General features: G+C 50.7%; 18 protein-coding genes. All 18 read right to left on the bottom strand.

What is annotated here, in order from left to right:
* Positions 1-38: 38 nt before the first annotated feature.
* Positions 39-527: a flagellar basal body-associated FliL family protein gene (locus tag JMF85_RS15200; protein WP_127604543.1), complete on the bottom strand. Its 489-nt coding sequence runs from the start codon at positions 525-527 to the stop codon at positions 39-41.
* 1 nt (position 528) lies between these two features.
* On the bottom strand, positions 529-750 hold the full coding sequence (locus JMF85_RS15195) for a flagellar FlbD family protein (protein ID WP_127604545.1): 222 nt from the start codon (positions 748-750) through the stop codon (positions 529-531).
* A 66-nt stretch (positions 751-816) separates the two neighbouring features.
* Positions 817-1,641 (bottom strand): flagellar basal body rod protein FlgG, encoded by an 825-nt coding sequence (gene flgG, locus JMF85_RS15190; protein ID WP_127604547.1) that lies wholly within the window; start codon positions 1,639-1,641, stop codon positions 817-819.
* A 108-nt stretch (positions 1,642-1,749) separates the two neighbouring features.
* Positions 1,750-2,133 carry a TIGR02530 family flagellar biosynthesis protein gene (locus tag JMF85_RS15185; RefSeq protein ID WP_054796993.1) on the bottom strand — a complete coding sequence of 128 codons (384 nt, stop codon included), beginning with the start codon at positions 2,131-2,133 and terminating at the stop codon, positions 1,750-1,752.
* Positions 2,130-2,603, bottom strand: a complete 474-nt coding sequence (gene flgD / locus JMF85_RS15180; RefSeq protein WP_201318459.1) for a flagellar hook assembly protein FlgD — start codon at positions 2,601-2,603, stop codon at positions 2,130-2,132. The genes JMF85_RS15185 and flgD overlap by 4 nt, the downstream gene beginning before the upstream one ends.
* Positions 2,604-2,653: 50 nt before the next feature.
* The gene (locus JMF85_RS15175) at positions 2,654-4,144 is read right to left on the bottom strand and encodes a flagellar hook-length control protein FliK (protein WP_201318458.1); all 1,491 of its coding nucleotides are present in this window, start codon (positions 4,142-4,144) and stop codon (positions 2,654-2,656) included.
* Positions 4,145-4,171: 27 nt separating this feature from the next.
* The gene (locus JMF85_RS15170) at positions 4,172-5,095 is read right to left on the bottom strand and encodes a MotE family protein (protein ID WP_054796991.1); all 924 of its coding nucleotides are present in this window, start codon (positions 5,093-5,095) and stop codon (positions 4,172-4,174) included.
* A gap of 24 nt (positions 5,096-5,119) precedes the next feature.
* Entirely contained in the window at positions 5,120-5,560 is a 441-nt protein-coding gene (gene fliJ / locus JMF85_RS15165) for a flagellar export protein FliJ (RefSeq protein WP_127604553.1), read from the bottom strand.
* Positions 5,561-5,568: 8 nt separating this feature from the next.
* On the bottom strand, positions 5,569-6,888 hold the full coding sequence (gene fliI, locus JMF85_RS15160) for a flagellar protein export ATPase FliI (protein WP_127604555.1): 1,320 nt from the start codon (positions 6,886-6,888) through the stop codon (positions 5,569-5,571).
* A gap of 4 nt (positions 6,889-6,892) precedes the next feature.
* Positions 6,893-7,711 carry a FliH/SctL family protein gene (locus tag JMF85_RS15155; RefSeq protein ID WP_127604557.1) on the bottom strand — a complete coding sequence of 273 codons (819 nt, stop codon included), beginning with the start codon at positions 7,709-7,711 and terminating at the stop codon, positions 6,893-6,895.
* Positions 7,704-8,720 (bottom strand): flagellar motor switch protein FliG, encoded by a 1,017-nt coding sequence (gene fliG, locus JMF85_RS15150; protein WP_127604559.1) that lies wholly within the window; start codon positions 8,718-8,720, stop codon positions 7,704-7,706. The genes JMF85_RS15155 and fliG overlap by 8 nt, the downstream gene beginning before the upstream one ends.
* A 13-nt stretch (positions 8,721-8,733) precedes the next feature.
* The gene (fliF, locus tag JMF85_RS15145) at positions 8,734-10,380 is read right to left on the bottom strand and encodes a flagellar basal-body MS-ring/collar protein FliF (protein WP_230876012.1); all 1,647 of its coding nucleotides are present in this window, start codon (positions 10,378-10,380) and stop codon (positions 8,734-8,736) included.
* A 6-nt stretch (positions 10,381-10,386) separates the two neighbouring features.
* Positions 10,387-10,686 carry a flagellar hook-basal body complex protein FliE gene (fliE, locus tag JMF85_RS15140; protein ID WP_054799591.1) on the bottom strand — a complete coding sequence of 100 codons (300 nt, stop codon included), beginning with the start codon at positions 10,684-10,686 and terminating at the stop codon, positions 10,387-10,389.
* Positions 10,687-10,721: 35 nt separating this feature from the next.
* Positions 10,722-11,177 (bottom strand): flagellar basal body rod protein FlgC, encoded by a 456-nt coding sequence (gene flgC, locus JMF85_RS15135; protein WP_054796990.1) that lies wholly within the window; start codon positions 11,175-11,177, stop codon positions 10,722-10,724.
* Positions 11,178-11,180: 3 nt separating this feature from the next.
* Complete coding sequence (flgB, locus tag JMF85_RS15130; protein WP_054799590.1) at positions 11,181-11,579, bottom strand: flagellar basal body rod protein FlgB; 399 nt, start codon at positions 11,577-11,579, stop codon at positions 11,181-11,183.
* 253 nt (positions 11,580-11,832) lie between these two features.
* Positions 11,833-12,606: a GTP-sensing pleiotropic transcriptional regulator CodY gene (gene codY / locus JMF85_RS15125; protein ID WP_054799589.1), complete on the bottom strand. Its 774-nt coding sequence runs from the start codon at positions 12,604-12,606 to the stop codon at positions 11,833-11,835.
* Positions 12,607-12,629: 23 nt separating this feature from the next.
* Positions 12,630-14,027 carry an ATP-dependent protease ATPase subunit HslU gene (gene hslU / locus JMF85_RS15120; protein ID WP_141333895.1) on the bottom strand — a complete coding sequence of 466 codons (1,398 nt, stop codon included), beginning with the start codon at positions 14,025-14,027 and terminating at the stop codon, positions 12,630-12,632.
* A 17-nt stretch (positions 14,028-14,044) separates the two neighbouring features.
* Positions 14,045-14,587: an ATP-dependent protease subunit HslV gene (gene hslV / locus JMF85_RS15115; RefSeq protein ID WP_054796988.1), complete on the bottom strand. Its 543-nt coding sequence runs from the start codon at positions 14,585-14,587 to the stop codon at positions 14,045-14,047.
* Between the last annotated feature and the right edge of the window lie 123 nt (positions 14,588-14,710).

Below are 14,710 nucleotides of genomic sequence, written 5' to 3'. Positions count from 1 at the left end.
GTCACCTCCCGCTTGCTTATTCGCGAATATCCCTCAATCTATTGGAGAACGATATCGGTAATAAGGATTTGATTCAATTTACCTTCGTGAAGCAGTTCATTCATTCTATTCATAAGGGCTGAAGTGAGATTGTCAAAGCCTTTTTTGCCCGAAACTTGTTCCGGCGTCATATCGGCCAACGTTTCAATTACGATTGCTTTCATCCGGCTTTGCTGGAAATCAAACTCTTCTTTAGCCTTCTTGTTTTCAAGTTCAAAGGCAAAGCTTACTTTCACGAACTTCGCGCTTGCCCCGCTCGCCGTGGCCAGGTTTGTCAGAACGTCTTTCATTTCGACCGTATTTTCTTTCACTTGTACCGGTGTTAATTTTTTACCGGATTTTACTTCCCGTACCAATTGCTGCGCTTGGTCTTGGGGATCGGAACTGGATTTATCCATGTAATTCCAGAGAACGAACGCTGCAGTTAAAATTAATGTTATCGCAATAAGTATAGCTACGACCATGATAAAAATTTTACTTTTAAACAACTTACGACCCCTCCGAATTCAGGCTCTTTATCGTTCCGCCGATGAGACCTACGGTCTGCAAAAAGCGCTGTACCATGGCGACAACTTCCGGCACCGGTTCGAGCACCATTATTTTTTTTCCGGTCACCAAAGTAATCATAGTATCCGGAGTCTCTTCAATCGTCTCAATCAGTAAGGCATTAACCATGATCGGTTTGCCGTTAAGCCGGGTGAGCGTTACCATCGGCTACCTCCGCTTGGGATAGGATCGGGGGAGACCGGCTCCCCCGTTTACTGATACTGAACGTTACTATCGTTTCAAGTTGACTACTTCCTGAAGCACTTCATCTGAAGTTGTGATGATTCTGGAGTTCGATTGGAACCCCCGCTGTGCGATAATCATTTCCGTAAATTCGCTCGTTAAGTCCACATTGGACATTTCAAGCTGACCGGAGATGATAGCTCCCGTTCCCGTCTCCGGATTCGCGGCAGTAGCGGCGCCCAGATCGAGTTCTTCCGTGTTGGAGTTCGGCGTCATCCGGTACATGTTACCCCCGATTTTCTCAAGACCGGCAGGGTTCGTCACTTTAGCAACAGCGATAAGCTGTCCGGTCGGAGTCGCCGTTCCATCGGCAGCAACCGAGATAATCTCCCCGTTCTGGGAGATGGAGAAAGCCGTAACGCCATCCTCCAACGTGACCGCTGTGCCTTCGGTATTCAAGACGAACATCCCGTCCGCATTCACGAGGCGATTCAATGCATCCAGCTCAAAGTTACCGGCACGAGTCAAATATGGGCCGTCGCCTCCGTCTACCATCGAGGAAACCGCGAAAAATCCGTCGCCGTCGATCCGCAGGTCGGTCGGTTTGTTCGTCGTCATCGCGCTGCCCGGCGTATGAATCGTATCAACCGCGGCAACCGTAACGCCAAGACCGATCTGCTTCGAATTCACGCCGCCTCTTTCCTCCGTCGGAGCCGAGACCCCGGCGACCGTTTGGCTCAAAATATCTTTAAACATCACGCGTCCGGTCTTGAACCCGACCGTGTTCACATTAGCGATGTTATTCCCGATAACGTCCAACTTCGTTTGAAATCCTCTCATACCCGAAACACCGGAATAAAGAGATCTTAACATCGATCGATTGCCTCCTAAAGGCTGAACTCGTCAGCCTTGCTTAATGGTGTTACTGGTTGTTTCAGTCGGTCCACAACCAAGGCCTCCGAACTCCGGGCCGGCCTGTTCTTAAGAAATGATCATGGCGCTGTCAATTTGCGTAAACAAGTTGTCTTTCATTGATGCTCCGTCCATTGCGGTAACCACGGTCCGGTTCTTAATGTTCACGATTAAAGCCGTATCGTTAATGAGCATCAACGAATCTTTGGCGCCTTTCGTTGCCGCTTTGTCGATGGCGGACTGGATCTTCGCCAGTTGTTCGGGCTGGAACTGAATGCCTCTTTGGCGCAACCGTTCTTCCGCATGATGACTGAAGCGTACGAATTGGTGGTGCAAGATCGAATCAAACGAAGTCGATGGCGCTTCCCGTCCAGTTCTCGTTTGAGGCGGCTTCGAGAGCGCAGGCGTAACGCCATTCGGAAATAGCTGACCTACCGTCATCCGTTCCGTCATGGTGCCTCTCCCCCTGCAGGTTCCTTTGAAGGAGCCGGGTTGCCGATCTGCGAAATATTTTCGAGCGCGACCTCTTCGCCGTTCACTTTTGCAAATTGCTGATGATCTTTAACGGTAATCGACTCGACAACCCCGGTTTTGGAGTAAGTCGTGCCCTCGTTATCTGCGTAAGACCAAGTAATTTCTTTGCCGATCAGTCCCGATGCGAAGCCTAGAGACTGGCGCAACAATTTCATTTCGCTGCTCATATTCGTCAGCTGCTCGACCGAAGTAAACTGCGCCATCTGCGCGATAAACTCTTTATCCTGCAAAGGCTGAGTCGGATCCTGATTTTTTAATTGTGTAATTAATATTTTCAGAAATTGGTCTTTGCCGAGCTCGCTGCCTCCCGTCTTCTTTTCTGCGCGGTCGACGTTCGCTTTCGAATAATAAGGCCAAATATTTTTCGTGCTGATGTTGGAATCGGCCATGTTGTTCACCTCCTGCTTCCCGCTTATCTCCAACCGCCGTACAGCGCAACTTAGGCGATGACGTCAATCGAACCGTTAACGCCTGTCCGATTGTCTCCTACGCCGGACATCCTTTCCGTCTCTCCAAGTTCATCTAAAGAAGCAGCTTTATTGCTGCCCGAATTTTTCTGCTTGGACGGTTGCTGCGATTGCTGTTGGCGTCCTTCCTGGAACATCCCGGATTGATAGCTTTGGCTTTGACTGACCTCCAGCTTATCCACTTGAATGCCTTGCGTCTGCAAGGTGTTCTTCAATTGGGAGAGCTGTGCCTCCAACATTTCTTTGCCCGCTGCGCTGTCCGCTACGAATTGGGCGATCAGATGTCCGTTTTGCATCGTCAGCTTGACTTCTACATGACCCAAGTGCTGCGGATAAAGAGAAATTTTCGCTTCTGTCAAGCCGTCGGCCGTCGTCCCAAGTACGAAGGAGCTGACGATAAATTGCGTCATATCCTCAGTGAAGGACGAAGCAGGCATATGCAGCGACGCTGATTTCGAAACCATCTGCCCGTTCTGTACTTGTTTCATGAAATCGTGCATCGTCATCGGCTGGGAAGTTCCCGATTGACCATCCTCCGAACGAAGCGGTTCGAATAAAGGCGCTTCCTCTTCGCTGCCGCTTAGTTCGCTCGTCAGCTTTAAGGCATGCTGTGCCAAAGCGAGCGCTTCGAGTTTGTGCATCGGATTGGAAACCACCTGAACTAGCGGAGCGGTTGAAGGATTCGCCGAATCCGTACTCGCTTTCGCTGAAACAGCGGTTTGCACCGCTTGTTGCGTATCGCTTTTCGCTTTATGTAACTCGCCGAATGTTGCGGCCGCCGACAATAACGCAGACGGCAACTCTTTCATCGCTTGTTGCAAGCTCGGATGCAGGGGCCCGCCGGCCATTATTTCTTTAAGCTGCTTTAGTATCTGTACGACTTCGGCTGAAGACAATAAGTTCGACTGAGCGTTCGCCGCAGACTCCGAAGCGTCTGTAGCGACTTGCGTCAATAGCGGTATGAACAATTGCGGATTTAACATTTGTTCTTCACCTGGATGAGCTTTTTCTCCGGCCTGCTTCGGATGCTCAGCCGCTTCGCCATCCTTACCGGCACTTGCATCTGTCGATAGCAGCGACGCAAGAAGCGCTTGAAGTTCGGCAAGCCAAGCTTGAAGATCCGGATTGCTTAGAAGCGCGTCGACGTCTTCCTGCCGCTCCGTCTGCTCCAGCAATTGAAGGAGACCGTCAATTTGCCCGGCCTGGAGTTCGGTCGACTGTTCGTTCATTACGGAAGCGGCCGCCGCTAACGGGTTGAGCCATTGAATCAAGGCGCTTAATCCGTTCATCCCGCCCTTGGCCTCGCTGCCGGCTTGATTCGCTTCTCCGACAAGCATTCCGGTTAACGTCGTCAAGAACGCACTCCCGCCTGAAGCGGAGCCTTGCGCAGAACCCGCTGAATTGGCGCTTCCGCCTGCAGATGCAGTGCCGCCCAGGGCAACAGATTGAGCTTGAATTTCCATCTTTTCTTTTCACCTCCTTTCAAGCTTCTATTGAGCGAGTCGGGCCGAAATTAAAGCCGCCGTTTCTTTCGATTGATCCGAAATGGCAGAAAGAATTTTCGACCTGCCGGCATTGTCCATGGAATTCAAGATGGAAATGACTTTATCCGGCGTCGTCTTTTGAAGCTCCAGCAGTACCGTCGCAGCGCTTTTCGGCGTCATGTTGGCGAAGGTCGATCCCAGATCGTCCTTGCTAAGCTTGTCGGTCTTGGCCGCCGGCGCTTGCATAGCTTGCAGCCTTTCTTGAAGAGCCGCAAGTTCCGTATCGCGAACGAGCTTCTGATCCTTGATCAAAATGGAAGCTTCCGCCGCCTTCTTCGGATCCATCTTTTCCAAAATTTTCACGCGTTCGTCGTTCTTCATCATACTCAGCACCAGCACTTGTTCGTTCAACGTCAAGTTCTCCAGGATCGGTGCCGATTTACTGGGGGACATCTTCGCATACAGGCTTGCCAGCTGCTGAATTTGTGCCTTATATTCTTCATCCGACTGTGTCTTCGTTTTCATTTGTTCTTCAAGCGAGCTGTTCTTCAACTGAAGCTCTTTGATTTGTTGATCCCGTTGTTGAATCGCCGCCTCCGCTTTTTGCAGATCCTGATCCTTCTGCTGGACGGATGACGTCATTTGCGCAACCTGATCATCCTTCGTCGGGTCGGCCCCCTCCTCTTGGGCCTTCGCCGCCTCAGTCTGCGGTTTCCCGCTATCCGTATCCGACTGAGGATCAGGAATCACTTGGTTGACGACGGGTATTTTATTGGCCGTTTTCAACACATTATTCATCACGTCGTAATCGAAAATCGTCAGCAACACCCCGAGCAAAACGGCCGTAAAAACGAACGGAATGAGGAACCATATCAGAAAACGCTCCATGGCGCCGTAAGATGCGGTTTGCTCTGTGTCTGCGTCTGCCATCTACCGTCACCTCCCCTGCTTAGGCTAAGAAAGCCGTTTATACCGGTTCGTCGCCATTTCATCCAACTGGTCCTGTTCACGCTTCAGCAGATCGGCGGTGAACCGTTGGTACGCCTTCTCTTTCGCTTTGTTCCATACTTTTTCTTCGAGCATCTTTCCGTTCAAATCATCCTGTCTCAACTGCACGACCCCTCTCGCCTGCTGAACGTCGCGGTGTTTCGCCTGAATTCGGCCTTCAATGTGATCGACATAACTTTGCAGCAGCATGAGATTGGAAACCGTTGTCCGTCGACCGGATGCTTCATGCAATTGTTCCTGGATATCCGTTTTGGACTGTTGAAGCTCGGAAAGCTTCGACTCCTCTTTACGCATTTGACCGATCGCCTCAGACAAAACCCATTCCGCTTGAGTTTTCTCGTTCTCTTTCAGATCCACGATTTTTTGAAAAGCGTACCGAAAGCGCATCAGTGGTCTCAACCCCTATAAAATTGTTGAATTAATTGCTCCGTTGCTTCCGCATAGGTCAACTTGTCGTGCACCCGCTGCTTCGTATAGTCCCAGATCGATTGGATCGAATCCATGGAGAGGTCGATTTCCGGGTTCGACCCTCTCTGGTACGCCCCAATATTGATCAAGTCTTCCGAATCTTTATATACAGCTAACAAACGCTTCAAGTTTTCGGCTGCAAGCTGCTGTTCCTGAGGCACGATTTCTTTCATGACCCGACTGACGCTCGCAAGCACGTCAATGGCCGGATAGTGACCGCGGTTCGCGATACCTCGATTGAGAACGATATGACCGTCCAAAATACCCCTTACCGCATCCGCAATCGGTTCGTTCATATCGTCGCCGTCGACCAGCACCGTGTAGAACGCTGTGATCGATCCTTTCGGCCCGGTTCCGGATCGCTCCAGCAGCTTGGGCAGCGTAGCAAAAACAGAAGGGGTGTAACCTCGCGTTGCAGGCGGTTCGCCAACGGCAAGACCAACTTCCCGCTGTGCCATCGCAAAACGTGTAACGGAATCCATCATCATCATGACGTTAAGTCCGCGATCGCGGAAATACTCGGCAATGCTAGTGGCGATCAAAGCGCCTTTGATCCGAATTAGCGCAGGCTGATCGGAAGTAGCGACGATAACGACAGAGCGGGCCAGTCCCTCCGGTCCGAGATCGCGTTCGATAAAATCAAGCACCTCGCGTCCACGCTCACCAATAAGGGCAATGACATTGACGTCCGCTGACGTATTTCTTGCGATCATTCCCATCAGCGTACTTTTCCCGACGCCGGATCCTGCAAAAATACCGACGCGCTGACCTTTGCCGATCGTTAACAAACCGTCGATACAACGCACGCCGACACTAATCGGCTCCTGAACCCGCGGACGCTTCAGAGGATTGCTGGGGACGTTGTTGGTCGAATAATGGGTCATTCTTGCCGGCAAGAACGTTCCATCGAGCGGTTGTCCGAGACCGTCCAGCACTTTACCGAGCAATTCGTGACCGACCTGCACGGTCAGCGGCTTGCCCGTTCCGACTACGTCGCAGCCGGGACCGATGGAATTCAGCTCGCCGAGCGGCATCAAGATCACTTTGTTATTTTTGAAACCAACCACTTCCGCCTTCAAGGGCTGATTCGATTTAAACGGATAAATGTAACAGACGTCGCCGACGCTCGCATCCGGCCCCTCGGATTCCACCGTCAGTCCGATAACTTGCGTCACCTTGCCGTTAACGCGAATCGGATCCATCTGCCTGAGATGATCAATATATTTTTGAGCGGACGGGCTTTGCATCAGGTTAGCCTCCTTCGTTGCGGATGGCGAGATCTTGCAGCGCTTGCTTAATTTCGTTCAACTGCGTATCGATTCTTGCGTCGATACTGCCGAAGGATGAGCGAATGACACAGCCATGATCTTGCACCGAACCATCCGGAATGATTTGCAGCTCGGCCTGGGAATCGATATGCAGCAACAGCTCGTCCCGCGCGTCTTGAATATAGGAGAACTGGGAAGGGGAAACACAAAGCGCAATCATTCCCTTTTCCCTGCGACGCGCAAGCACCTTGCGAATCATCTCCGTCACCCATTGCGGTTCCAGCGACAGCTGGCGTCCGATAATTTTCTCGGCGATCGAACAGCTCATTTCAATAAGAAACGGTTCGGATTCCTGAATGATCTCTTGCTTCAATATATACGCTTGCTCCAAGGTTTGAGCCGCCTCCTGCAGCATCTGGTCGTAACGCTCGCGGAGCTCGGCTTCCGCTTGCGCCAAGCCTGCCTCATAGCCTTGCAGATAGCCTTGTTCTTTGTTTTCCTGCAGCACGCTTTCGTCCAGCATCCGGCGTTCTTGCCACCAGGCCTCGATCTCGGCCTGCGCCTGTTCTTTTAAGACAGCCACCTCGTCCATCGCCGCGCGAACTTGCTCTTCGGCAAAACTTTGCGCGTCTTGAATGATTTGCGCTTTCTCACGGTTCAGCTCGTCGAGTTCCTGCTGCTGTTCGGCCGTGCGGCCTTCCTCAGCCGTTTCTTCAAGATCCGGCAACGGCGGCTTCGGTTGTTCGACAATTTTCGTGTCCTCGACAGGAACATATTGAAAAAACTTGATGACATTAGACAATAATATCATCTCCTCCGCCACGTGCGATGATGATCTCACCGGCTTCTTCCAAACGGCGGATCGTCGATACAATGCGCGTTTGCGCTTCTTCTACGTCGCGCAAGCGGACAGGACCCATGAATTCCATTTCTTCGCGGAACGTTTCGGCCATCCGTTTGGACATGTTCTTGAAGATGGCTTCACGCACTTCTTCGCTGGCAACTTTAAGCGCAAGCTGAAGGTCGGCGTTCTCGATATCGCGAATAATGCGTTGAATCGAACGATTGTCGATGTTGACGATATCTTCGAAGACAAACATGCGTTTCTTGATTTCTTCGGCAAGCTCCGGGTCTTGAATCTCCAGGGAGTCCAGAATGGTTCTTTCCGTCCCGCGGTCGACACCGTTCAAGATTTGAACAACCGAAGAAATCCCGCCTGCATTCGTATAATCCTGTGTCACGGTAGCGGACAGTTTTTGCTCCAGCACGCGTTCGACTTGGCTGATGACCTCCGGCGACGTGCTGTCCATCAGCGCAATCCGCTTGGCGACATCCGCTTGTTTATCTTGCGGCAGCGAAGAAAGAATGATCGACGCTTGCTCCGGCTGCAAGTAAGAGAGCACAAGCGCGATGGTTTGCGAGTTTTCGTTCTGGATAAAGTTTAAAATTTGGGCCGGATCCGCTTTGCGCGCAAAATCAAACGGCCTGACTTGCAGCGTCGCAGTCAGTCGGTTTATGATGTCGAGCGCCTTCTGGGAACCGAGCGCCTTCTCCAAAATTTCTTTGGCGTACGAGATACCGCCTTGCGAGATAAATTCTTGCGCTAGGCAAATTTGATGAAACTCAGCCATAATCGCGTCTTTTTCGGCATTATCGACTTTTCGGACATTGGCTATTTCCAACGTAAGCTGCTCGATCTCTTCATCCCGCAAATGTTTAAAAATTTGGGCCGATACCTCGGGTCCTAAGCTGATCAGAAGAATAGCAGCTTTTTGCCGTCCCGATAAAATGGGTTGCTGTACTTTAGCCAAGCACTGTACACCTCTATTCGTCTACTAACCAAGTACGAAGCAGATTAACGAACTCGTCCGGTTTCCGTTTAGCCAACTGTTCCAGCTGCTTGCGTATTTGGTTTTCATTATTAACATTGTCGATATCAATAGTCGGGAATTCCACTTTCGGTACCGCATCTTCGAGCAGTGCAGCTGCTTCGGCTTCCTCTTGCGCTTTGCGTCTGCGCCGCATGAACCAGAAAGCCCCTCCCGCGAGTAACGCCAATGCCAATCCGCCCAGGCCTCCGTAAAGGAGCATTGCGTTGGAAGCGGTAGCTTGCGATTCGTTCGTTTTAGCGAACGTATGGGGAAACACCGTTACTTTTTTAGCTAAATCTTCGTCGGTCAGCGTCACTTTGCTGTCTGCCAGCGCCGCGCGAACAATGTTGACAAGAATCTGGCGCACCGCTTCCGTCGTTTGCGGAGTTAATGAATTCGGATCTGCCGGATCGGGTGGTTCAACCCCGACGTTAATGGTTAAATCCTTTACAGTGTATGGTGTAGCTACGATTTCTTCCGTGATGCGGTTCACTTCATAGTTTACGGTTCGCTGCAATTCTTCGGAATTGGACGTGCCGCTGTTGTTACTGCCTGGATATCCGGGTACATCGGTTGCACCGGTTCCCGGTACACCGGCGTTTGCGGCGCTGTTGTCGCTGTTATAATTTTTTTGAATTTCCTGAACGGAAATTTCAAGTCCTCTTTGATCGACTTCATTGGGAGCCGTCACCAGATTGCGCTTAGAGCTCGTTTGATCAAAGTTCATTGTAGAGAACACGCTGACGATAACCTTGTCTCTGCCAAGGATGGCACTGAGCATCTGTTGCACGTTCCGCTGCACATCATTGCGGAATTGGTTATTGATTTCGAATTGGTCTTTCGCCAGGCTGGACGAACCGTTCGTCTTTCCTTTGCCTTTGGAGTATTCCAGCAAGTCCCCGTTCTGATCGGAAATGGTAATATTTTCGACCGGCAATCCCTTCACACTGTGGGAAACGAGGTTGTACATCGTATCTACTTTCGCTTGATCCAGCGTGTATCCGGGTTTGATCTCAAGAACGACGGATGCGGTAGCTTTCTCCGGCTCGGCGCCCTTCGGAAGAAACACGCTTTCTTTAGGCAAGCTGATCAGAACCTTGGAACTCTGGATGGCATTGTTGGAATTGATCAACTGCTGCAGTTCGCCTTGAACGGCATTGACGTATTTCACGTCGAACTCGCGATCCGTTGTCCCGAATGTGCTGCTCTGGTTAAATGCGCCGTAACCGACGTTGCCGGTTTTGTTCAAACCTTGCGATTCGACCGCCAATTTGACGTTGGCCACTTCGCTTCGGGGGACGCCGATGCTCTTCCCGTCATCGCTTAGCTGATACGGGATTTTAGCCCCGTCCAAATATCCTTTGATCGCTGCCGCATCGCTAGGTTGCAAATTCGTATAAGCCAGTGCGTACTCCGTCTTGGAAAAATTATAACTGATGATCCCTACCGTCAGTATGATCAAAATCACAGTGGCGATCAGTGTAAACTTTTGTGTTTTGCTAAATTGATTCCAATATTGTCTAATGCGGTTCCAATATTGGAGTACATTCTCGTTCACCATTTCACCCCATTCAACCTGAACATCACGAAGATAAATCAAGTAAGATTAGACCTGCATACGCATAATTTCCTGATAGGCCTCAATAACTTTGTTTCTTACTTGAACCGTTAGTTCCAATCCGAGCGATGCTTTTTCGGAGGCAATCATCAGTTGGTGAACGTCGGAAATTTCACCTTTAACGAATTGGTTGTTCAATTTATCTACGCCAGCTTGCTGGGCGTTCAAATCCGCAATCGCGCCGTTTAAAAATCGACTGAATTGGTCGGACACTTCAGCTGCGGTCAAGGTTTTCGGCTCAGCGGCTTTGACCGTCATTAACGGTTGCAAGCTCAGCTTATCAATCATGTTCGTAACCCCTTTACCCAAATGGCTTGTCGTTTTTATCTACCGATTTCGAGCGCTTTGGTCACCAACGCCTTGGAGGCGTTCAAAGCGGTAACATTCGCTTCATAGGATCGCGTTGCCGACATCATGTCAACCATTTCTTTCAGAATGTCTACGTTCGGCAGCATGACAAATCCGTTCTCGTCCGCATCGGGATGCGTCGGATTGTATACTTGCTTAAGCGGTGAAGTATCTTCAATCACTTGCGCAATTCTTACCCCTTCGCCTGCCCCGGCATCCTTACCGGACATTGCGTTTTGAAGCGTGTAGGCAAAACTTTGCTGCTTCGGCTCCATCGTTACGAGCTTTCGTTGATAAGGTACCCATTTGCCGTTCACCATGCGCGCGCGCGTCGAGTCGGCGTTGGCAATGTTGGAAGAAATGACATCCATTCGAAACCGCTGAGCCGTCAGGGCGGAAGCACTTATGTCATATCCGTTCGTTAATCTCATCGATTACCGTCCCCCTATAGCTGTTCTAACCTTTTTGATATCCGCACTCACTTGCTGCACCATCGTATTGTAGCGTAATTGGTTCTTGGCCATTAAGGCCATTTCATAATCGATGTCGACATTATTCAGGTTATTGTTGATTAATGTTTGATTGTCCCGTATCAACTGCGGCTGGGGCTGACTAGGACGCCCAATTTCAATATGCCGCGGATCCGTCCGAAATCCTTGGATTGAACCTCCGTTTATTTCCTGCTGCAGCAATTCTTCAAATCGAACTTCCGATCTCTTAAAAAATGGCGTATCGACGTTGGCTATGTTATCGGCAATAACTCTTTGCCGTAAGGTGGCCGCATCCAACGAGCGTTCCATCATTTGAAAACCGGGCTTATTCAGGATCATCATAAGAAAAACTCCTACTTTCGCACGAAATAATCTGAGAGTAGTAATTCAACAAGGGAGGGGTAATATCCTCCTTTCTTCGACAATATCTTTTAAAAAAATAATAACAACCATGGCATATATTGTAGTAACCGAGAACTATATCTATATTGAAGAAAGATGGAAATGATTTCAATAAGAAAAAAGCCCTATATTTTCATATAGGACTTCAAAAAACGATGTTATTTTGTTAATTTCGACACATTTCAAAAAAATTTTATAATTTCACGCTCTGTATACCGGCAAGAAGTTGATCATTCAGGACTCGAATATACGTCCCTTTCATCCCGAGGGAGCGCGTTTCGATGACGCCGGCGCTCTCCAACTTGCGCAGCGCATTGACGATAACCGAACGCGTAATGCCGACACGATCGGCGATTTTGCTGGCCACGAGCAGCCCTTCCATGCCTTCAAGCTGCTCGAAAATATGCTCGACCGCTTCCAGTTCGCTGAAGGACAGCGAGGCTACCGCTACCTGAACGACCGCCTTGCTTCTTGCTTCCACTTCGATCTGCTCCGCCTTTTCCCGCAAAATCTCCATCGCCACGACCGTTGAACCGTATTCAGCCAATATTAAGTCGTCGTCGATAAATTCGCGGCCGCGCTTCGTCAGCACGAGCGTCCCGAGGCGTTCCCCGCCTCCAATAATCGGGACAAGCGTGATATGAAATCTCGGCTCATCCGCATGATCGCCGAACACGTCATAAGCGGAACCCGCTTCTAAATTCGACGACGTTTCCGTCACCTGCATGAGAAGTTGATTATATTCGTTCGGAAAGCGATTTTCTTGCAGAACGGAAAGCCTCGTCCAAGCCTCCTGCCCCGACGTGGTAAGCGAACTGCCCAGCACCTTTCCCCTCCGGCTGACGACAAAAATATCAGCGGACAAAATATCGCCGAGAACGGCCGCCATATCCATAAAGCTGACCGGATTGCCCGCTTCTTTTTGCAACAATTTATTCAGCCTTCTGGTTTTCATCAAAAGTGTCATGTTCGTGCCTCCAAGTCAAACGATTACAGTATATATTGGCTCAAATCCCGATTCTGAACGATATCGGACAACTTCTCGCGCACATATTCGGGAGAGATTACGATTTGCTCCAAGGTAAGCTCAGGCGCTTCAAAAGACAAGTCCTCCAGCAGTTTCTCAAGTATCGTGTGCAGACGGCGCGCACCGATATTGTCGGTGTTCTGATTCACTTCTGCGGCAATCCGCGCAATTTCAAGAATCGCCTCATCTGAAAATTCGACACGGATGCCCTCGGTCTCGAGCAATGCGGTGTACTGCTTCGTCAGTGCGTTTTTGGGTTCTTTCAAAATCAGTACGAAGTCTTGCTGGGTCAGGCTGCTTAATTCGACGCGAATCGGAAAGCGCCCCTGCAGCTCGGGAATTAAATCGGAAGGCTTGGCAATATGAAACGCCCCAGCAGCCATGAATAAAATAAAATCGGTTTTGACCGGTCCGTACTTCGTCATAATGGTCGAGCCTTCCACAATCGGCAAGATATCCCTTTGCACGCCCTCGCGTGATACGTCGGGCCCACCGCCGCGGCCGGAACTGCAAATTTTATCGATTTCATCGATAAAAATAATGCCGCTTTGCTCCGCGCGAAGCACCGCCTCCTGAATGACTTCGTCCATATCAAGCAGCTTCTGCGCTTCCTCATGAAGCAGCGTCTTGCGCGCCTCCTTGATCGGTAGCTTGCGCTTTTTCGTACGCTTCGGCAATAAGCTCCCGAACAGCTCCTGCATATTCATGCCCGCCTGCTCGTTACCTTGGCCGCCCAGCATGTCGAGCATTGTCGGACTGTTGTCCTCCACCTCGATCTCAATCACCTTCTGCTCAAGCTCGCCTCGCTCAAGCTGCTCCTTCACTTCTTTGCGCCGGGCGATAATCGCGGCGTCATTCTCCGGCTCCGTTTCGGCCGCCGGATTTCCTTGATTGCCGAACAACATTTCGAACGGGTTGCGTTGTCCTTTCGATTTCGAGGGGCTCGGCACAAGGATCGCAGCGATACGTTCGACGACCATTTGCTCCGCTTTGTCCTTCAATCGGTCCGTTTTCTCCGCTTTCACCATCCGGATCGACGTTTCGACCAAATCGCGAACCATCGATTCGACATCGCGTCCGACATACCCGACTTCCGTAAATTTGGTCGCTTCGACTTTAATAAAAGGCGCCCCGACAAGCTTAGCCAGCCGTCGGGCGATTTCCGTCTTCCCAACGCCGGTAGGTCCGATCATAAGAATGTTTTTCGGCACAATCTCATCCCGGAGCGATTCTTCCAATCGGCTGCGGCGATAACGGTTGCGCAAGGCAACGGCGACTGATTTCTTAGCCTGCCGCTGGCCGATAATATATTTATCCAATTCGGCTACGATTTCTTTCGGAGTCAAGCTGTTTGCAGGCACGTCCGCCACCTCCCGGATTATTCGATCTCTTCGACGATAATGTTATGGTTTGTGAATACGCAGATGTCGGCAGCCATCGTCAAAGCCGCCTTCGCGATTTCCTTGGCACTCATGTCGGGCGCGTACCGGTGAAGCGCTCTACCCGCCGCAAGCGCGAAGCTGCCTCCGGAGCCGATCGCCAGTATGCCGTCGTCCGGTTCGATAATTTCGCCATTGCCGGAAATCAACAGCAGGCCCGTACGATCCATGACGATCATCATCGCCTCAAGACGCCGGAGCACCCGGTCTTGACGCCAATCTTTGGCCAGCTCCACCGCGGCCCGCTGCAAGTTGCCGTGATGCTCCTCAAGCTTGGCCTCAAATTTCTCAAAAAGGGTGATCGCATCCGCCACCGAGCCTGCAAAGCCGGCGATGACGTTGCCGCGGTACAATCGGCGTACTTTCTTCGCTTGCGACTTCATCACCATACTGTTGCCGAACGTCACTTGACCGTCCCCGGCGATGGCGCCTTTCCCCTGATGCCGGATCGCGAATATCGTCGTCGCGTGAAATGTCTCCATAAGGCGAATTTCCTCCTCTATTCAAGACGAAAACTAAGCTTAATTACAAGCTTAGTTTCCGTGAGTTTCCGACCCATGACCAAGGTACATGCATGATAGACGGGTATATCGTAACATAGTACA

It is taken from the genome of Paenibacillus sp. EPM92, from assembly GCF_016586185.1.
Taxonomy (GTDB): domain Bacteria; phylum Bacillota; class Bacilli; order Paenibacillales; family NBRC-103111; genus Paenibacillus_G; species Paenibacillus_G validus.
This window is presented reverse-complemented; position numbering and strand designations above follow the sequence as displayed.